9 protein-coding genes are annotated in these 20013 nt (G+C 55.1%); 7 read left to right on the forward strand and 2 right to left on the reverse strand.

Features of this window, described 5'->3' with window-relative positions; all coding sequences use genetic code 11:
* Positions 1 to 9: 9 nt before the first annotated feature.
* The 3 genes from RIN69_RS18890 (at position 10) to RIN69_RS18900 (ending at position 3403) form a co-directional block, all read left to right on the forward strand.
* Entirely contained in the window at positions 10 to 1302 is a 1293-nt protein-coding gene (locus tag RIN69_RS18890) for a TRAP transporter large permease (protein WP_313853752.1), read from the forward strand.
* A 118-nt stretch (positions 1303 to 1420) separates the two neighbouring features.
* Entirely contained in the window at positions 1421 to 2611 is a 1191-nt protein-coding gene (gene metC / locus RIN69_RS18895; RefSeq protein ID WP_313853754.1) for a cystathionine beta-lyase, read from the forward strand.
* A gap of 126 nt (positions 2612 to 2737) precedes the next feature.
* Positions 2738 to 3403, forward strand: coding sequence for a DedA family protein (locus tag RIN69_RS18900; RefSeq protein ID WP_313853755.1), 666 nt, complete (start codon positions 2738 to 2740; stop codon positions 3401 to 3403).
* A 28-nt stretch (positions 3404 to 3431) separates the two neighbouring features.
* Here RIN69_RS18900 and RIN69_RS18905 read toward each other — a convergent pair whose 3' ends face one another.
* On the reverse strand, positions 3432 to 4322 hold the full coding sequence (locus tag RIN69_RS18905; protein WP_313853756.1) for an AraC family transcriptional regulator: 891 nt from the start codon (positions 4320 to 4322) through the stop codon (positions 3432 to 3434).
* Positions 4323 to 4499: 177 nt separating this feature from the next.
* Here RIN69_RS18905 and yqhD point away from each other — a divergent pair, with 177 nt between their 5' ends.
* The 3 genes from yqhD (at position 4500) to RIN69_RS18920 (ending at position 12810) form a co-directional block, all read left to right on the forward strand.
* Positions 4500 to 5657: an alcohol dehydrogenase gene (yqhD, locus tag RIN69_RS18910; protein WP_313857807.1), complete on the forward strand. Its 1158-nt coding sequence runs from the start codon at positions 4500 to 4502 to the stop codon at positions 5655 to 5657.
* An 83-nt stretch (positions 5658 to 5740) separates the two neighbouring features.
* Complete coding sequence (gene dkgA / locus RIN69_RS18915) at positions 5741 to 6565, forward strand: 2,5-didehydrogluconate reductase DkgA (protein ID WP_313853757.1); 825 nt, start codon at positions 5741 to 5743, stop codon at positions 6563 to 6565.
* A 218-nt stretch (positions 6566 to 6783) separates the two neighbouring features.
* On the forward strand, positions 6784 to 12810 hold the full coding sequence (locus RIN69_RS18920; RefSeq protein WP_313853758.1) for a hypothetical protein: 6027 nt from the start codon (positions 6784 to 6786) through the stop codon (positions 12808 to 12810).
* Positions 12811 to 12844: 34 nt separating this feature from the next.
* On the opposite strand, the gene RIN69_RS18925 is transcribed toward RIN69_RS18920, so the two are convergent.
* A complete protein-coding gene (locus RIN69_RS18925; RefSeq protein WP_313853759.1) occupies positions 12845 to 13765 on the reverse strand; it encodes an Rpn family recombination-promoting nuclease/putative transposase in 921 nt (306 codons plus the stop codon).
* Positions 13766 to 14002: 237 nt separating this feature from the next.
* Between RIN69_RS18925 and RIN69_RS18930 the strand changes: the two genes are divergently transcribed.
* Positions 14003 to 19990: a hypothetical protein gene (locus tag RIN69_RS18930; protein ID WP_313853760.1), complete on the forward strand. Its 5988-nt coding sequence runs from the start codon at positions 14003 to 14005 to the stop codon at positions 19988 to 19990.
* Positions 19991 to 20013 lie beyond the last annotated feature (23 nt).

Below are 20013 nucleotides of genomic sequence, written 5' to 3' on the forward strand. Positions count from 1 at the left end.
GAGGTCATCATGGACGCATTAGTATTGCTGTTGACGTTGGGCGTGCTGCTGGCGGTAGGCATGCCGGTGGCCTACGCGGTGGGATTAAGCGCGCTGGTTGGCGCCTGGTGGATCGATCTGCCGTTAGAAGCACTGATGATTCAAATGACCAACGGGGTGAATAAGTTTTCGCTGCTGGCGATCCCGTTTTTCATACTCGCTGGCGCAATTATGGCCGAGGGCGGTATTGCCCGACGACTGGTCAATTTCGCCTATGTCTTTGTCGGTTTTATTCGCGGCGGCTTATCGCTGGTGAATATCGTCGCCTCAACCTTTTTTGGCGCCATATCCGGATCGTCGGTGGCAGATACCGCCTCGATCGGTTCGGTAATGATCCCGGAGATGGATAAGAAGGGCTACCCGCGCGACTATGCCGCTGCGGTTACCGCCAGTGGATCGGTGCAGGCGATCCTGATTCCACCCAGTCATAACTCGGTGATTTATTCGCTGGCGGCAGGCGGCACGGTGTCGATTGCCGCGCTGTTTATCGCCGGAGTGCTGCCCGGCCTGCTGCTCGGCTTGACGCTGATGGTGATGTGCATCGCCTTTGCGCACAAACGCTCTTACCCGAAGGGTGAACGCGTTCCTTTTAAGCAGGCGCTGAAAATTCTGCTCGATGCGCTGTGGGGGCTGATGACGGTAGTGATTATCCTCGGCGGAATTCTTACCGGGGTATTTACCGCCACCGAATCGGCGTCAATCGCCTGTCTCTGGGCGTTTTTCGTCACCATGTTTATCTATCGTGACTACAAATGGCGTGAGCTGCCGAAACTGATGTGCCGCACGGTAAAGACCGTCACTATCGTCATGATTCTGATCGGCTTTGCCGCCTCGTTTGGTGCGGTAATGACCTGGATGCAGCTGCCGGATCGTATCACCAGTTTCTTCACCGGCATCTCTGACAACAAGTATGTCATTCTGATGTGCATCAATATCATGCTGCTGCTGATCGGCACCCTGATGGATATGGCACCGATCATTCTGATCTTAACTCCGGTACTGCTGCCGGTGACCAATGCGCTCGGCATCGATCCGGTCCATTTCGGCATGATAATGATGGTCAACCTCGGCATCGGTCTGATTACCCCACCGGTAGGTTCCGTGCTGTTTGTTGCCAGTGCGGTGAGCAAGCAAAAAATAGAGCAGGTGGTGCGTGCCATGCTGCCATTCTATGGCGCACTGTTTTTGGTCCTGATGATGATCACTTACATTCCGGCCATCTCACTGTGGCTACCGCGACTGGTTGGCGTGATGGGAGAATAGACTGTCGCCCGGGCATCTCGCCCGGGCGCACGGTGATTATCTGTTTTCGTTATAAACCCGCCGGGCTAATCATGTTAAGTTGTTATTTATCTTATGGGGTTAGCAGGACGCGTTAGGTATGACGACGAAGAAAATTGAAACCACCTTGATCGCTGCCGGTCGGGCTAAAAAATTCACTCAGGGTTCCGTAAACAGCGTAATTCAGCGCGCCTCTTCACTGGTTTTCGATACCGTTGCGGATAAAAAGCGCGCCACCGCCGGACGAGCCAGCGGAGAACTGTTCTATGGCCGACGCGGTACGCTGACGCACTTCTCACTACAGGAAGCGATGACCGAGCTGGAAGGTGGCGCAGGCTGTGCGCTCTATCCTTGCGGCGCAGCTGCGGTGGCAAACGCCATTCTGGCCTTTGTCGCAGCAGGTGATAACGTGCTGATGAGCGGCTCAGTGTATGAACCGACGCAGGACTTCTGTACCAAAATCCTCAGCAAAATGAATGTCTCGACCCGCTGGTTTGATCACAGTATCGGTGCTGAAATCGCCGAACTGGTACAGCCGAATACCAAAGTAGTGTTTCTCGAGTCGCCCGGCTCGATCACCATGGAAGTGCAGGATGTTCCGGCGATTGTCGCCGCGGTGCGCAGCAAAGCGCCCGAGGCGATTATCATGCTGGATAATACCTGGGGAGCCGGAATACTGTTTCGTGCGCTTGATTTCGGCGTCGATATTTCGATTCAGGCAGGCACCAAATATCTGATTGGTCACTCCGACGCGATGATTGGCACGGCGGTGGCTAATGAGCGCTGCTGGCCGCAGCTGCGGGAGAACTCCTATCTGATGGGTCAGATGGTCGATGCCGACACCGCCTATATGACCAGCCGGGGCTTACGTACGCTGGCGGTCCGCCTGCGTCAGCATGAAGAGAGCAGTATCCGCATCGCCAACTGGCTGGCTGAACGCCCGGAAGTGGCGGTGGTGAACCATCCAGCGCTGCCGCAATGCAAAGGCCATCAGTTCTGGAAACGTGATTTCAGCGGCAGCAGCGGACTGTTCTCTTTTGTGTTAAAGCAAAAGTTAACGCCGCAGCAGCTGGCAGACTATCTCGATCATTTCGAGCATTTCAGTATGGCCTACTCCTGGGGCGGCTATGAATCACTGATTCTGGCGAATCAGCCGGAAGAGCTGGCAGAAATCCGCCCTGTCGCTGGCGTTGACTTTAGCGGTACACTGGTACGCTTGCATATTGGACTGGAAAACGTTGAGGATTTGCTCGACGATCTGGCCGCCGGATTTAAGCGTATTAGCGAATAATGACTGTCTGGCGAGAGAAATCTTAATCAAGATTCAACAATCCGGTATCTTCGCGCCACAGATCAAGATGCCGCTTGCCTTTTGCGGCTACAATAAACTAAGTAGCCGTAGTTAACAGGATAAAACATGGGTGTTTTACATGAGATTGTGCAGGCGCTCTGGCATCAGGACTTTGCTGCGCTGGCCAATCCGGATGTTGTCTGGATTGTTTATGGGGTGATGTTTATTACCCTGTTTCTTGAAAATGGTTTATTACCTGCCTCATTTTTACCCGGTGACAGCCTGTTATTGCTGGCCGGTGCCATGGTAGCGAAAGGGGTAATGGACTTTGTGCCGACCATGGTGATTCTGACCACCGCCGCCAGTCTGGGCTGCTGGTTAAGTTATTTGCAAGGCCGCTGGCTGGGAAATACTCAACTGGTGAAAAGCTGGCTGATGCATCTGCCGGCGCAATATCACCAGCGCGCCTGGCATATGTTTAACCGTCACGGATTGCTGGCGCTGCTGGTAGGCCGCTTTCTCGCCTTTGTGCGTACGCTGCTGCCAACCATGGCGGGGATTTCTGGCCTGAAAAACGGTCGCTTTCAGTTTTTTAACTGGCTGAGCGGCTTGCTGTGGGTCACAATTGTGGTGGCTTTCGGCTATGGCATCAGCCAGGTGCCATTTATTAAACGCCATGAAGACCAGGTGATGGCGATCCTGATCATTCTGCCTGTGGCCCTGCTGTTTATCGGTCTGATTGGCAGCATTGTGATGATCTGGAAACATAAACATAAAAAACAGCGGGCCTGAGCAATTCAGCCCGCTCGCCGACGCCTCTTCAGGAGGCGCGCATTCTTGAAATTTCCTCTCCCGGCGTCACACCAAAAAAGCGCTTAAACTCGCGTGAAAACTGAGAGGCACTCTCGTAGCCCACTTTCATTGCCGCCACACTGGCCTTCAGGCCGTCGTGTAGCATCATCATACGCGCCTGATGCAGTCGGTAGCTTTTCAGGTACTGTAACGGCGAAGTACTGGTAACCGCCTTAAAGTTATGGTGAAAAGCTGACACGCTCATATTCACCTCAGCCGCCAGCAGATCGACACTGAGATTCTCGGTGTAATGATGTTCAATTCGGCGCAGTGAACGGACAATCTGGCTGAACTGCGTCTGACGACTAATCAGCGCCAGCAGTGCGCCACCACACGGCCCCAGCAGTACGTGATAGAGAATTTCGCGCACAATTTGCCGCCCAAGCACCCGCGCATCACGTGGATTGGACATCACATCCAACAGCCGCTCACAGGCGCACAGCATCTCTTCGGTCAGTAACGACGACTGAATACCGCGCGTTTGCGGCTGCGGCTGAAAACTATCGTCATCGCCAATATCGATTAGCAGATCCTGCAATGTCAGGCTATCGACACTGAGTGAGATTCCCGCCAGCGGCGCTTCGGCAGTAGCGAAAGTCTCGCACTCAAACGGCAACGGCACCGTCAGCATCAGATACTGGCTGGCATCATAATGAAACACGCTGGTGCCAAGATAACCGGTCTTTTGCCCCTGAAATAAGATGATGATGCCGGGCTTATACATCACTGGCGTCCGCGCACAGGGGGCATTGGCGTAGAGTAGCTTGATATCCGGCACCGAGGCCAGTGAGGCTTTGCCATCGGTCATTAACGTCACCACCTGCTGCGCCAGACGGCGACAAATTGCGTCACGATCCATAATCTCATTCTCTGTAACTTTTTGATGCGAGGAATAGTGCACTGCCACTGCGCAATTCTCCAGTGAATTGTAGAAACAGGCAAGATTAAGGCAGAATTGAGCATTGTGAGTTCAGCGCTGAATCCCGACAATAGTTATCACGTTACACCAGATAACCCCTATATAAGGCGAATAATGATGAACAACTTTACTCTTCATACCCCAACCCGCATCCTTTTCGGTCAGGGCCAGATTGCACATTTAAGCAAAGAAATTCCCGTCGGCAGCAAAGTGCTGATTACCTTTGGCGGCGGCAGCGTTAAAAAAACCGGCGTAATGGATCAGGTCTACAGCGCGCTGAAAGATTTCGACGTGCAGGAGTTCGGCGGTATTGAGCCGAACCCATCTTATGAAACGCTGATGAAAGCCGTTGAAGTGGTTAAAGCGCAAAAAATCGATTTTCTGCTGGCAGTTGGCGGCGGTTCGGTGCTGGATGGCACCAAGTTTATTGCCGCCGCGGCGTTCTACGGCGAAGAACCCTGGAACATTCTGAAAACACGTGGGGCTGATATCCAACAGGCGCTGCCGATGGGATCAGTGCTGACGCTGCCTGCTACCGGTTCAGAATCCAACAGCGGTGCGGTGATTACCCGTCGCGCCACTGGCGACAAGCAGGCTTTCAGCTCTCCGTTCGTACAGCCGCTGTTTGCCGTACTGGACCCGGTGTACACCTACACCCTGCCAGAACGTCAGATTGCTAACGGCGTGGTCGATGCTTTTGTTCATACCATTGAGCAGTATCTGACTTATCCGGTTGATGCCAAAGTGCAGGATCGCTTTGCCGAAGGCCTGCTACTGACGTTGATTGAAGAGGGTCCAAAAGCGCTGAAAGAACCCGAAAACTATGCGGTTCGTGCCAATGTGATGTGGAGTGCCACCATGGCGCTGAACGGCCTGATTGGTGCTGGCGTCCCGCAGGACTGGGCCACCCACATGCTCGGCCATGAACTGACCGCGATGCACGGCATCGACCACGCGCAAACGCTGGCTATCGTATTGCCATCACTGATGAACATCAAGCGTGAGCAAAAACGTGGCAAGCTGCTGCAATATGCTGAACGCGTCTGGGGCTTTAAAGAAGGCAATGAAGAGCAGCGCATTGACCTGGCAATTACCGCCACTCGTGAGTTCTTCGAAGCCATGGGTATTCCGACCCGCATGAAGGATTATCAGCTGGATGGCAGTTCCATTCCGGCCCTGCTGGCGAAGCTCGAAGAGAAAGGACTGACACAACTGGGTGAGCACAAAGACATTACGCTTGAGGTCAGTCGTCAGATCTTCGAAGACGCGCGTTAATCATTAATGCCATTTATTGACTAGACTCTACTGTTAAAAACCGGTGCCGCTGGCACCGGCTAACTCGCCAGAAAGGAGATGTTATGGTAGATCAACCGATAATTAAGCTGCGTGATGGCAATATGATGCCGCAACTCGGACTCGGCGTCTGGCAGGCCAGCATTGAGGATGCGCGCAATGCCGCGCTGAAGGCACTGGACGTCGGCTATCGTTCCATTGATACCGCGGCTATCTACAAGAATGAAGAAGCTATCGGGCAGGCATTACAGGAGACTGACGTCGCACGCGACGAGATCTTTATTACCACGAAACTGTGGAATGACGATCAGCTGAATGCCGATAAAGCGATTGAAACCAGCCTGAAAAAACTGCAGCTGGAGAGTGTCGATCTCTATCTGATGCACTGGCCTTGTCCGGATAATGACAATTATGTCGACGCCTGGAAAGCCATGATCGAGCTGCAAAAGCAAGGGCTGACCAAAAGTATTGGTGTCTGTAACTTTAATCAGCCGCACCTGAAACGCCTGATTGATGAAACCGGCGTTACGCCAGTTGTGAATCAGATTGAACTGCACCCAATGCTGCAACAGCGCGAATTACACGCCTGGAATGCCCTGCATCAAATTCAGACTGAATCCTGGAGCCCACTGGCCCAGGGCGGTAAAGGCGTATTCGATCAGGAAATCATTAAAAAGCTGGCGAAGAAATACGGTAAAACTGCCGCGCAGATTGTGATTCGCTGGCACCTTGACAGCGGACTGGTGGTGATTCCTAAATCGGTAACGCCGGCACGTATTGAAGAGAACTTTAAGGTGTTTGATTTCCGCCTGGAAAAACCAGAGATCTCTGAAATTGCCAAACTGGATCAGGGTAATCGTTTAGGGCCAAATCCCGACGAGCTGAACTGATTTCAGGATAACATAAGCTTCACAGAGGCGGCATTCCCGCCGCCTCTGGCATCCACAGCCATTCTTCCTGCCAGGTAATCGTCGCCTTTCCCGTTCGCAAAAAAAGACCATATCGCCGTATTAACAGTAACAGCAATTGTACTTACGTCTACATTTGCTACCCTCCGAAATTATTGCAGACATCATTCACGGATTTAGCAGCCGGAGCTGGCGCGCGTATGGAAAACAATGCTATTGCCCGTATCAGCAACAGCACCCAGCTTGCACCTGCTGTGGTTCCCTTCAGCCATACAGCGGGCCTGGCGCAGAATGTCCGCCAGATAACCAACAGCGCCTATTTCAGCGCTACCGCCGATCAGGCTTGCGCAGCGCAGCCTGACCGGCAATATCCGCGGCCGGATGCTTTGTCTTTACCGGCTGACAATCCGTCCGCTTCGGTCACCGCCGTCCATTTTACCCCGCTGCCGCTGCCCGCCCTCGCCGGTACCCCGCTCAGCTTGCCCGATGCCGCGCTGGCGCTGGCGTCTGCCGGGATAGCATCGCCGGTGCCAGCTGACGGCGCGTCCGCCCCGCTGGTTTTTGCCCGCCAGATGTTCAGCCTCGCCGTCAGGCTGTTGGCCGACCGCGCCAATCCCATCACCGCCGCTTTTCGCGCCGACCTGGAGCTGATTCAGCACCGCTTCCGGGGGCTGGCCGATGGATGTGTCTCTCAGCCGTTCAGTGACCAGAACCCACTGGCGCTGTCTGCTTTAAACCGCGACCTCGCGCTGGCCCAGGCTATCCGCAGCAGCGAAAGTACGCTGGATAATCTGCGGTCGCTGACCACCCGGCTTGAGAGCATCGAACAGGGCCGCCATGAGGGCATCGGAACGGACGAGCGTGAGTTGGCCGGGCGGCTGAGAAGCTTTATCCGGAGCAGACAAACGTCCCTGCACCTCGCGCTGCGAACCACCGGAATCCCGCGCCTGCAGCAGGCCGTCAGCCAGATGATTATGCAAAGGCTGTTTGCCGCACAGCCGGCCAGCGCGCCCGGCTTCACCGGCGACGGATACACCACCGCACGGCTGAGCGCCGACATCAGCCGCCTGCTGTCCGGCGACGCCGTCCGCCAGCTACACGCGCTGAAGCTGACGTGGGACTCTGCACGCCAGAAAACCACCGCCTCAGGCGCAAAAAAGCTGACGCCGCTCAGGTGGCTGGCGCTACTGGAAACCAGCCGCGAGGCCCGCGCGGCATTAGTCCGTGCGCTCGGCGAACATCTGCCCGGCTACCGCATTGTCAGCACGCTCGCCGCAACGCCGCATGACCAGTCGCTGCAGCCCGCCCTGCTGGAGTGCTTCACCTTCTGCACCGCACTGGACTCCGACGCCCGCCGCCATTTGCAGGAAGTACTGGCCGACGGCCAGCTCTATCGCGCAGCGCAACGCTGCCTGCAGCTGGTCAACGATCCGGAATTCTTCAGCCGCCTGAATTTCAGCCTGACCGCCCTCAATCTGCAGCTTGAGCAGAAAATGAAAAAACAGCGTAACTGGGTGAATTTGCGCGAAGCGCTGGCCAACTTTACCGCCGACAGCCAGTTTCAGATGCTGTACGGCGACAAACTAAAGGCGCAGCAGGATGCGGAACGAAATGCGCAGCAGCAGGCCGACTACCGGTTCTATCAGCAGCAGAGGGAGCTGAAGGGCCAGGCCTGGACAGATCAGCGCGAGGATCGGCTGGACAGCATAGGCCGTGAGCAGGAGTGGCTGAACGAGGAAGTGGAGATCGTTTGCCAGGTAGAAAGCACCCGGAAACAACGCATCGTGACGCTGAAGGAGGTCAACGGGGTCAACAGCCACATTACCCGCGATGAAACGCGCATTAACAAAGCGCCGTCGTTTGTCGTCAGGGTCCGGCGCAAAGACCTGATTGAGGCGCGCAAAACCAGCGACTATGCGGTGCGCAATCTGCTGTTTCGTACCATGGGGGCCATCAAAGGCGGTGAGACCGCGCATAAAACCACGCCTTTCGCGCAGGCTCCGGTTAAGCAGGGGCACGCGCTGCGCAAGGTGATCGTAACCGACGAAGATCGCCAGGTCAGGATCGCCGGATATCGTGAAAAAAGTGATGATTTGCCGCTGCGGATAGCGGTGTTTGACGTCAGACAGGAGCTGCAACGCCAGTGGGAACACTATGCGCTGAATCCGATACTGCTTCCCGACGGAGCGAACAGTGACGCCCGGCCTGCGTTCGGGCTGGGCACCAGTAAGAGCTCACCGCCTCATGCGGCTCCTTTTCGCCCTGCCAGTCCGCTGACGTCAGCCACCGCTCATGCCCCGGACTCAGACAGCAGCGACAGTACTGAAGGCTCGATCAGCTATCAACCCTGCCTGCGGGTTTCCGAGATTTTTGGCCGCAGAAACCCGCCCGACACACCGCTGACGGATAACCTGCGGCCAATGTCACCAGTTGAAAATCAGCTGCTGAGCCAGCTACATCAGCTGCACGGCAACATCACCGCCGCTGATGCCGGACGCAGACGCCAGCAGGATCAGGCGGCAGCGCTGATGCAACTGGAGCAGTGCGTGGCCAACCTCGGCCGGGAGCGGCGGCTGGATCAACTGCCACTCCCGCTACAGAACGCCTTCGCGTCGCTGTTTTCTGAGCTGGAGCCCCCGGCTGAGGCCACTGAAAACACCGATGCCACCTTCGGCGGTGCAGTGACGCTGGCGCAGCTCAGCCAGGCCATTCGTTATGCCAATAATATCAATACCGTTCACAGCATATCGCAGCCGGATCTCAGCCAGATCATCTCAACCTGGCAGGATATATCCCTCTATATGGTTAAACGTCAGGGCTCGCCGCCGCTGCTGCCTAAAGCCAAAGTGACGCGCGCCACAGAGCCTGCCGCCAGTACCTCTGGTATTAATCCGCAACAGCCCGCCGGGCTCAGCCTTGCCGACCACTGCAGAATCTGGCGAAACATGGGCCAGGCACAGCGGGATAACTTTGGTGGTGCACAGGGCTATGGCAAAACCGTCAACATTGATGCCCGCTTCTGGCAGCAGCTGGCTTGTGACGATCGATTACGCGACGAGGGCGAAGCGCTGGTGGCGGCGTCAGCGGCCATAAAGAAAACTGACTATATTCTCCATCTGGGCAACTGGAAGTCGATGAGCCAGGAGCAACGGGAGATGTGGGGCGGTCCTCAAGGTTATGCCAGTGCGAACGAAATAACCGTGTCGACCTGGGAAAGAATGGTCGGCCGCCGCGGACTGCAACAGCCAGGCAGAGACAGGCTGGTGCCGGTGCCGGTTAACTCGCGCAGAATCGGCTATTACGACCACCTGGTTTGCTGGGACAAAATGTCGGTAGAGGAAAAAGCCGCTGCCGGTGGTGCCAGAAATTATGCCCATTCGCATAAATTGAATCTGTCGACCTGGAAAAGGCTGGTCAACGAAGATGGGCTGTCAAACATGGGCCAACTGCGGTTAATCAGCTATATCGGTGCGAATCATACCAGCTACGGCAGGCACTGTGAGATCTGGCATGGCATGCAGCAGCAGGCACGTCAGCTGGCCGGGGGAGTGGTGAAATATGCCGTCGATAATCAGTTAAGCGTCGACTGCTGGCTCAGGCTGGCTGACGACAGCGGATTAACTGCGGAAGGAAGAATCAGAATGTCTGCACACAACTCTCCCGCGATTAGCGATTATGGTCATCACTGTATAATCTGGGATCGGATGTCTGCGGAAGAAAAACAGCAAGCGGGCGGCGTACGCGGTTACGGGGATGTGCGTCGTCTGACGCATCGATACTGGTCAAGCTACGCTACCGATCAGGGCCTGACTGAAAAAGGGCGCGAAAAAATGATGGCTACTCTGGCGAGTGGAGGAAAAATTGATTACAGCTTTCAGTGCCAGATATGGATCTCCAGAACGCCCGAGTTCAGAGCCAGGGTTGGCGGCGCAAGAGGCTACGCTAAACTTAACAATCTTGGTATGCACTGGTTAGCGCTGGCCACCGACACCGGATTAACCGATGAGGGCCTTAGCAGGCTGACCCAGACCGACAGAAGCAGAAAAGATTACGATATTCATCTGCTCGGCTGGCTTAAGTTGCCGGATGATGAGAAAAACGCCGACGATGCCGTGAGAAACTATGCAGATCAGCATGGGCTTCATCATAAAACCTTTTCGTTTCTTGCCAACAGAAACGGCCTGTCGAATAAGGGCGTGGAACGGTTGCTATCCGGAGCCTTTGCCGATGAGGCGAGAGCCATTCTTTTCCAGCAATCAGATCTGTCGCCGACCACTGTATCAACATCTTCTGCAGAGACGACAACACCCCATTCGGACAATATGTTCTCCTGCAGCCCTGCAACTGACAGCATCTCTGCATCGCAATCATCCAGCGAAATTCAGGATCATCAATCATTTATATCTTATCACTGCCGACAATGGCAGAAGATAACCGCAGAAAACGAATTAATCAAAGCAGGGGCAAAAAACTATGCGTTGAGAAATGGCATCAACCGGTTTACCTGGGCAAAGCTGGCCAATGATTCCGGACTGACAGTGGATGGATACGCGGTGATGAATAAAACGCTTCCCGGCCCGATGAACTATTTTCCGCATCTTGAGGCGTGGTCCAATATCACCGAAGAGCTGAAAAATCTGGGGGTGAAAGAGTACGCTTTGAAGCATAATTTAAGATACAGCTATTTTTCCCGGCTGGTTGATAAAAACGGACTGAAACCCAAAGGGATAAGAATTCTTGAGCGACACCACGCCAGACGACCAGCAAAATCCCTGATCTTACGCGCCAAATCTCTCGTCACTGAGACGACTGCCTCTCAATCGCCTGGAACAGAGACGCCAGTGGTGGCAATAAAAACTGAGTTGCCTCAGCCAGCCAGCCTCCAACGCGAGAATATCTGGCAAATCACGCTGGATGATCAAGGTATGACGCTTAACCGGGAGCAGCTCGATATCCCACAGCCGACTCAACAGGATAGCATCCGCAATGATTTCCCTATCCTGCGCGATCCGGACGATCCTTCCCGCAGCCTGACGCTTCAGGCCGAAGGCAAAGCGTCGGCCAGTGAGATCAATACCACCAACTGGGGTGAGCTGAATAGTATCTTTGCCGGTATGCCCTCAAAGGAGAGGAAAGCAGCAAAAACGAAGCTGTCCGAAGCCTTTCGCCACGCGGTGGAGCACGAAACTACGCTGGATATTACCGCCGGTGACCGCATGATGACCGCGCCAACCTGCCATGAGGTGAACGGCGAGATTATTTCGCTGGGCAATGGCGTATTTAACGGCAGCAAGCAGATCGTTCCGTCGCTGACTCTGCTGGCACCCTATGCTGGCATCTATCATGCTTCTGTCAGATCGCTGCAGAACGAGCGCAGGAAACAGGGGGCAGATCGCACCTCAGCCTACCTTTTTGGCACCAATGCCATCACGCGTACCGTCAGCGGCCTGGCAAGCGGGAATATCAGCAAAAATATCAATACCGGCCAGTTGGGTAACAATCCCGCCATTGCCAGCAATAACGTTACCGCCGTACGTTTCGGTAAAAACCTTACCATGCTGGTCACCACCCGGGACGTGATGCCGGGTGAGGAGTACTTTATCAATTATGGCGATGAATTTCAGAAGGCCGGGACTGAGGTAAAAGCTGAACCGGCAGAGCAGATCAGGCAGATTGCGACATCTCCGGAGATCACTTTCAGCCCTGAAGATCTTGTCAGGATGGCCGACTCGATGCTGCGCGCGCCGGGTGCCTGGCACTCTGAACTGGGGGAACAGGCGGCGGTATTGCTGATAAATTCGGCACAGCTGCCGTCCGGTACAGTGCTGACCGTTAAGCGGGACGAAGTGACCCATATTTATCGTCAGGGGCAGGACGAACACTTTATCACGGGAGGCTATCAGCCCCAGCCGGGAGAGACACACGTCGGACTGAGGTATCGCGAACTATCAGGCATGGGGCATTACGATGTTGAAACAGCACCGGGGCGGATTATTCCGATTGCGCCGGATGGCAACTGCCTGTATCAAGCCGTCAGTCGCGGCTTAAGCGAAGGAGGCCACAACAATTTTGACTTCAAGCGCTTACGCGATATCGCGGCCAACGAGTTTCTTGCCCATAGCCCGCGCTATCTGCAAATGGTTGATGTTGCCAGGCTCAAAGTGGAGCTGGAAGCACGAAAACTGCCGGTTAAACGCCGCTATCTTTCTCACTTTCGCTCCAGTTAGCCACGGCGGCGGTAAAGGCAGATCTTTTGGCCGGTTAGTGATGAATTTTTTTTAGTTCGTCTTCTGTCAGACCGGTCATTTCTATCACAACGGAGGGGGATAAGCCTTTAGCCAGCATCATCCGGGCAACTTCTCGTTTTGCCTTCAGCTCACCCAGCTGAATTCCCTCAATACGCCCTTCCTGACGTCCTTCCTGACGCCCTTTCTGTTCCAGCTTTTGTGCAATAGTCATCAGTAGTTCCTCATGTTGCGGTGAACGTTGTGCCAGCTCGCGAATAAAGAAGCCAGCGGCCGCGGTATCTCCCACCTGAAGCATATATTGCAGCAGTGAGCTCAGCCGCTCTCCAGTAGTGTATCCACTGTGCAGCAGTGTGACCAGCCGCTCGCGCAACTCGGCAAGATCGCGCAGGCGAATATGTTTCTGCAACAGCTCCAGCATCGCCACTCGCCTGTGCGTCATGATTTCGTCATCAGGAATGGCAGTCACGTCAACCAGCGGAAAATCGCTGCTGTACAGTTGTGCCGCCAGCTCCGGATCGCTGAAAGCATGCAGCCAGTTCATCGGGTAAGGATAAGGGCTGACCTGTCCGTGATAAAACAACAACGGGATCACCAGCGGCAGCTGAAGATGCCCGGCATCAAGGTGGCGCTGCATCGCCGCAATGGCATAGCGCATCAGCCGGAAGGTCATCTGTTTATCCGGCGAGCTCTGATGCTCAATCAGGCAATAAACATACCCGTCACCGCACCCTGCTTCCAGCGAATACAACACATCTGAGTAATACGGTCGCAGGTCCTCTTCAATAAAGTTTCCCGACGCCAGTTGCAGAGTATCAAGGTTGCAGTGTGACTGCAGTTGCGCAGGCAGATGAATCTGCAGAAAATCTCTGGCGGTTTCGGGATGGCTAAGCAACTGCCTGAATATCGAATCATGTGGGGCGGGTGTAGATGCCATATTATCTTACCTGTCATTCCGTTTGACATATCCGGACGCTATCACAGAAACAGATTGGTTAAAATACAGACAGCAAATTCATCAGATAAATACCGCCCTGCTGTTCGCAAAAAAAGACCATATCGCTGTTTTAACGGTAAGAGTAATTGTACTTCCGTCTACATTTGTTAACCTGCCGAAATTATTTCAGTCAAAAAAGACCTGAAATCACGGCCTGACAGCGGAGCAGGTGCGCGTATGGAAAACAACGCTATTGCCTGTATAAGTAACAGAACGCAGCTTGCCCCAGTTGCTGATTTAATCGGCAGTTCATCAGCCCTGGCTGAGAATCTTCGCCACGTTACTAACAGCCCACATGCCAACGCAGCTCCCACGCTACAGGCTGACCAGCTTCTCCCACGATCCGCAGCCACGCTGTCGCAGCCGGATACGCTTTCCGCCCCCGCTGCCGCGATTCATTTTAACCCGCTGCCGGTGCCCGCCTCCGTCAGTGCTGCACTCTGCCTGCCTGATGCAGCACGAGCGCTGGCTACCACCGGAATAGCGCCGCCAGCCGCTGCCCCACAGATGTTTGCCCGGCAGCTTTACAGCCTTTCCACCAGACTGTTGGCTGAGCGCGGCAACGCCATCACCGTCGCCTTACGCGCCGATCTTGAGCTGATTCAGCGCCGTTTTCAGGGGTTGCCCGACAGCCAGGTCACTACCAGCCGCGATTCCGCACTGCCCGCCCTGTACCGTGATCTCGCCCTGCTGCACGCTTTGCAAGGCGGCGAGCGCACCCTTGACGATCTCAGTGCGCTGACTAACCGATTGCAGAGTATTGAGCAGGGACGCATCAGCGGCATCGGGGCAGAGGAAAAAGCATCGGCCGGGCGACTGCGAAGTTTTATCGCCGACAGGCAAGCGTCCCTCCGCCTCGCGCTGCGAACTACGGAGATTCCACGCATGCAGCAGGTTGTCCGCCAGATAATTATGCAGGATCTGTTTGCGACGGACCGGACCGGGCCTCCCGCCGTCACCGGTATAGAGCGCACTGTCACCGGCCTGAGCAGCGACATTAGCCGCGTGCTGACCGGTGACGTCATTGGCAAACTGAACGCACTGAGGCTGGCATGGGACCGGACACGTCAGCAAACCACTGCCTCCAAAGCAAAAAAGCTGACGACGCTCAGGTGGCTGGCGTTACTGGAAACCAGCCGCGAGGCTCGTGCAGCTTTAGTCCGCGCACTCGGCGAACACCTGCCCGGCTACCGTATCGTCAGCACGTTGGCAGCTACGCCGCATGACCAGTCGCTGCTGCCCGCTCTGCTGGAGTGCTTCACCTTCTGCACCGCACTGGATTCCGACGCCCGTCGCCATTTACAGGAAGTGCTGGCCGACGGTCAGATTTACCACGCAGCGCAGCGCAGTCTGCAGCTGGTCAACGATCCGGAATTCTTCAGCCGCCTGAATTTCAGCCTGACGGCACTCAACCTGCAGCTTGAGCAGAAAATGAAAAAACAGCGCAACTGGATAAAACTGCGTGAAGCGCTGGACACCTTCACCGCCGATAATCAGTTTTTCATCGAGTGCGGAAACCGAACGAAGGCGCAGCAGGATGCGGAACGAACCCGGCAGCAGCAGGCCGACTACCGCTTATATCAGCAGCAGAGGGAGCTGAAGGGCCAGGCCTGGACAGAGCAGCGCGAGGATCGGCTCGACAGCATGCGGCGTGAGCAGGAGTGGCTGAACGAGGAAGTGGAGATCGTCTGCCAGGTGGAAAGCACCCGGAAACAACGCATCGTGACGCTGAAGGAGATCGACGGGGTCAACAGCCACATTACCCGCGATGAAACGCGCATTAATAAAGCACCGTCGTTTGTCGTCAGGGTCCGGCGCAAAGATCTGATCGAGGCGCGCAAAACCGGCGACTATGCGGTGCGCAATCTGCTGTTTCGTACCATGGGGGCCATCAAAGGCGGTGAGACCGCGCATAAAACCACGCCTTTCGCGCAGGCTCCGGTTAAGCAGGGGCACGCGCTGCGCAAGGTGATCGTAACCGACGAAGATCGCCAGGTCAGGATCGCCGGATATCGTGAAAAAAGTGATGATTTGCCGCTGCGGATAGCGGTGTTTGACGTCAGACAGGAGCTGCAACGCCAGTGGGAACACTATGCGCTGAATCCGATACTGCTTCCCGACGGAGCGAACAGTGACGCCCGGCCTGCGTTCGGGCTGGGCACCAGTAAGAGCTCACCGCCTCATGCGGCTCCTTTTCGCCCTGCCAGTCCGCTGACGTCAGCCACCGCTCATGCCCCGGACTCAGACAGCAGCGACAGTACTGAAGGCTCGATCAGCTATCAACCCTGCCTGCGGGTTTCCGAGATTTTTGGCCGCAGAAACCCGCCCGACACACCGCTGACGGATAACCTGCGGCCAATGTCACCAGTTGAAAATCAGCTGCTGAGCCAGCTACATCAGCTGCACGGCAACATCACCGCCGCTGATGCCGGACGCAGACGCCAGCAGGATCAGGCGGCAGCGCTGATGCAACTGGAGCAGTGCGTGGCCAACCTCGGCCGGGAGCGGCGGCTGGATCAACTGCCACTCCCGCTACAGAACGCCTTCGCGTCGCTGTTTTCTGAGCTGGAGCCCCCGGCTGAGGCCACTGAAAACACCGATGCCACCTTCGGCGGTGCAGTGACGCTGGCGCAGCTCAGCCAGGCCATTCGTTATGCCAATAATATCAATACCGTTCACAGCATATCGCAGCCGGATCTCAGCCAGATCATCTCAACCTGGCAGGATATATCCCTCTATATGGTTAAACGTCAGGGCTCGCCGCCGCTGCTGCCTAAAGCCAAAGTGACGCGCGCCACAGAGCCTGCCGCCAGTACCTCTGGTATTAATCCGCAACAGCCCGCCGGGCTCAGCCTTGCCGACCACTGCAGAATCTGGCGAAACATGGGCCAGGCACAGCGGGATAACTTTGGTGGTGCACAGGGCTATGGCAAAACCGTCAACATTGATGCCCGCTTCTGGCAGCAGCTGGCTTGTGACGATCGATTACGCGACGAGGGCGAAGCGCTGGTGGCGGCGTCAGCGGCCATAAAGAAAACTGACTATATTCTCCATCTGGGCAACTGGAAGTCGATGAGCCAGGAGCAACGGGAGATGTGGGGCGGTCCTCAAGGTTATGCCAGTGCGAACGAAATAACCGTGTCGACCTGGGAAAGAATGGTCGGCCGCCGCGGACTGCAACAGCCAGGCAGAGACAGGCTGGTGCCGGTGCCGGTTAACTCGCGCAGAATCGGCTATTACGACCACCTGGTTTGCTGGGACAAAATGTCGGTAGAGGAAAAAGCCGCTGCCGGTGGTGCCAGAAATTATGCCCATTCGCATAAATTGAATCTGTCGACCTGGAAAAGGCTGGTCAACGAAGATGGGCTGTCAAACATGGGCCAACTGCGGTTAATCAGCTATATCGGTGCGAATCATACCAGCTACGGCAGGCACTGTGAGATCTGGCATGGCATGCAGCAGCAGGCACGTCAGCTGGCCGGGGGAGTGGTGAAATATGCCGTCGATAATCAGTTAAGCGTCGACTGCTGGCTCAGGCTGGCTGACGACAGCGGATTAACTGCGGAAGGAAGAATCAGAATGTCTGCACACAACTCTCCCGCGATTAGCGATTATGGTCATCACTGTATAATCTGGGATCGGATGTCTGCGGAAGAAAAACAGCAAGCGGGCGGCGTACGCGGTTACGGGGATGTGCGTCGTCTGACGCATCGATACTGGTCAAGCTACGCTACCGATCAGGGCCTGACTGAAAAAGGGCGCGAAAAAATGATGGCTACTCTGGCGAGTGGAGGAAAAATTGATTACAGCTTTCAGTGCCAGATATGGATCTCCAGAACGCCCGAGTTCAGAGCCAGGGTTGGCGGCGCAAGAGGCTACGCTAAACTTAACAATCTTGGTATGCACTGGTTAGCGCTGGCCACCGACACCGGATTAACCGATGAGGGCCTTAGCAGGCTGACCCAGACCGACAGAAGCAGAAAAGATTACGATATTCATCTGCTCGGCTGGCTTAAGTTGCCGGATGATGAGAAAAACGCCGACGATGCCGTGAGAAACTATGCAGATCAGCATGGGCTTCATCATAAAACCTTTTCGTTTCTTGCCAACAGAAACGGCCTGTCGAATAAGGGCGTGGAACGGTTGCTATCCGGAGCCTTTGCCGATGAGGCGAGAGCCATTCTTTTCCAGCAATCAGATCTGTCGCCGACCACTGTATCAACATCTTCTGCAGAGACGACAACACCCCATTCGGACAATATGTTCTCCTGCAGCCCTGCAACTGACAGCATCTCTGCATCGCAATCATCCAGCGAAATTCAGGATCATCAATCATTTATATCTTATCACTGCCGACAATGGCAGAAGATAACCGCAGAAAACGAATTAATCAAAGCAGGGGCAAAAAACTATGCGTTGAGAAATGGCATCAACCGGTTTACCTGGGCAAAGCTGGCCAATGATTCCGGACTGACAGTGGATGGATACGCGGTGATGAATAAAACGCTTCCCGGCCCGATGAACTATTTTCCGCATCTTGAGGCGTGGTCCAATATCACCGAAGAGCTGAAAAATCTGGGGGTGAAAGAGTACGCTTTGAAGCATAATTTAAGATACAGCTATTTTTCCCGGCTGGTTGATAAAAACGGACTGAAACCCAAAGGGATAAGAATTCTTGAGCGACACCACGCCAGACGACCAGCAAAATCCCTGATCTTACGCGCCAAATCTCTCGTCACTGAGACGACTGCCTCTCAATCGCCTGGAACAGAGACGCCAGTGGTGGCAATAAAAACTGAGTTGCCTCAGCCAGCCAGCCTCCAACGCGAGAATATCTGGCAAATCACGCTGGATGATCAAGGTATGACGCTTAACCGGGAGCAGCTCGATATCCCACAGCCGACTCAACAGGATAGCATCCGCAATGATTTCCCTATCCTGCGCGATCCGGACGATCCTTCCCGCAGCCTGACGCTTCAGGCCGAAGGCAAAGCGTCGGCCAGTGAGATCAATACCACCAACTGGGGTGAGCTGAATAGTATCTTTGCCGGTATGCCCTCAAAGGAGAGGAAAGCAGCAAAAACGAAGCTGTCCGAAGCCTTTCGCCACGCGGTGGAGCACGAAACTACGCTGGATATTACCGCCGGTGACCGCATGATGACCGCGCCAACCTGCCATGAGGTGAACGGCGAGATTATTTCGCTGGGCAATGGCGTATTTAACGGCAGCAAGCAGATCGTTCCGTCGCTGACTCTGCTGGCACCCTATGCTGGCATCTATCATGCTTCTGTCAGATCGCTGCAGAACGAGCGCAGGAAACAGGGGGCAGATCGCACCTCAGCCTACCTTTTTGGCACCAATGCCATCACGCGTACCGTCAGCGGCCTGGCAAGCGGGAATATCAGCAAAAATATCAATACCGGCCAGTTGGGTAACAATCCCGCCATTGCCAGCAATAACGTTACCGCCGTACGTTTCGGTAAAAACCTTACCATGCTGGTCACCACCCGGGACGTGATGCCGGGTGAGGAGTACTTTATCAATTATGGCGATGAATTTCAGAAGGCCGGGACTGAGGTAAAAGCTGAACCGGCAGAGCAGATCAGGCAGATTGCGACATCTCCGGAGATCACTTTCAGCCCTGAAGATCTTGTCAGGATGGCCGACTCGATGCTGCGCGCGCCGGGTGCCTGGCACTCTGAACTGGGGGAACAGGCGGCGGTATTGCTGATAAATTCGGCACAGCTGCCGTCCGGTACAGTGCTGACCGTTAAGCGGGACGAAGTGACCCATATTTATCGTCAGGGGCAGGACGAACACTTTATCACGGGAGGCTATCAGCCCCAGCCGGGAGAGACACACGTCGGACTGAGGTATCGCGAACTATCAGGCATGGGGCATTACGATGTTGAAACAGCACCGGGGCGGATTATTCCGATTGCGCCGGATGGCAACTGCCTGTATCAAGCCGTCAGTCGCGGCTTAAGCGAAGGAGGCCACAACAATTTTGACTTCAAGCGCTTACGCGATATCGCGGCCAACGAGTTTCTTGCCCATAGCCCGCGCTATCTGCAAATGGTTGATGTTGCCAGGCTCAAAGTGGAGCTGGAAGCACGAAAACTGCCGGTTAAACGCCGCTATCTTTCTCACTTTCGCTCCAGTTAGCCACGGCGGCGGTAAAGGCAGAT

The sequence above is a fragment of the Winslowiella toletana genome, from assembly GCF_032164335.1.
Classification (GTDB): Bacteria; Pseudomonadota; Gammaproteobacteria; order Enterobacterales; family Enterobacteriaceae; genus Erwinia; species Erwinia toletana_A.

Excerpts from the sequence above, each read along its gene's own strand:
- RIN69_RS18890 (WP_313853752.1), top strand. The coding sequence starts at position 10 with ATGGACGCATTAGTATTGCTGTTGACGTTGGGCGTGCTGCTGGCGGTA.
- metC (WP_313853754.1), top strand. The coding sequence starts at position 1,421 with ATGACGACGAAGAAAATTGAAACCACCTTGATCGCTGCCGGTCGGGCT.
- RIN69_RS18900 (WP_313853755.1), top strand. The coding sequence starts at position 2,738 with ATGGGTGTTTTACATGAGATTGTGCAGGCGCTCTGGCATCAGGACTTT.
- RIN69_RS18905 (WP_313853756.1), bottom strand. The coding sequence starts at position 4,322 with ATGGATCGTGACGCAATTTGTCGCCGTCTGGCGCAGCAGGTGGTGACG.
- yqhD (WP_313857807.1), top strand. The coding sequence starts at position 4,500 with ATGAACAACTTTACTCTTCATACCCCAACCCGCATCCTTTTCGGTCAG.
- dkgA (WP_313853757.1), top strand. The coding sequence starts at position 5,741 with ATGGTAGATCAACCGATAATTAAGCTGCGTGATGGCAATATGATGCCG.
- RIN69_RS18920 (WP_313853758.1), top strand. The coding sequence starts at position 6,784 with ATGGAAAACAATGCTATTGCCCGTATCAGCAACAGCACCCAGCTTGCA.
- RIN69_RS18925 (WP_313853759.1), bottom strand. The coding sequence starts at position 13,765 with ATGGCATCTACACCCGCCCCACATGATTCGATATTCAGGCAGTTGCTT.
- RIN69_RS18930 (WP_313853760.1), top strand. The coding sequence starts at position 14,003 with ATGGAAAACAACGCTATTGCCTGTATAAGTAACAGAACGCAGCTTGCC.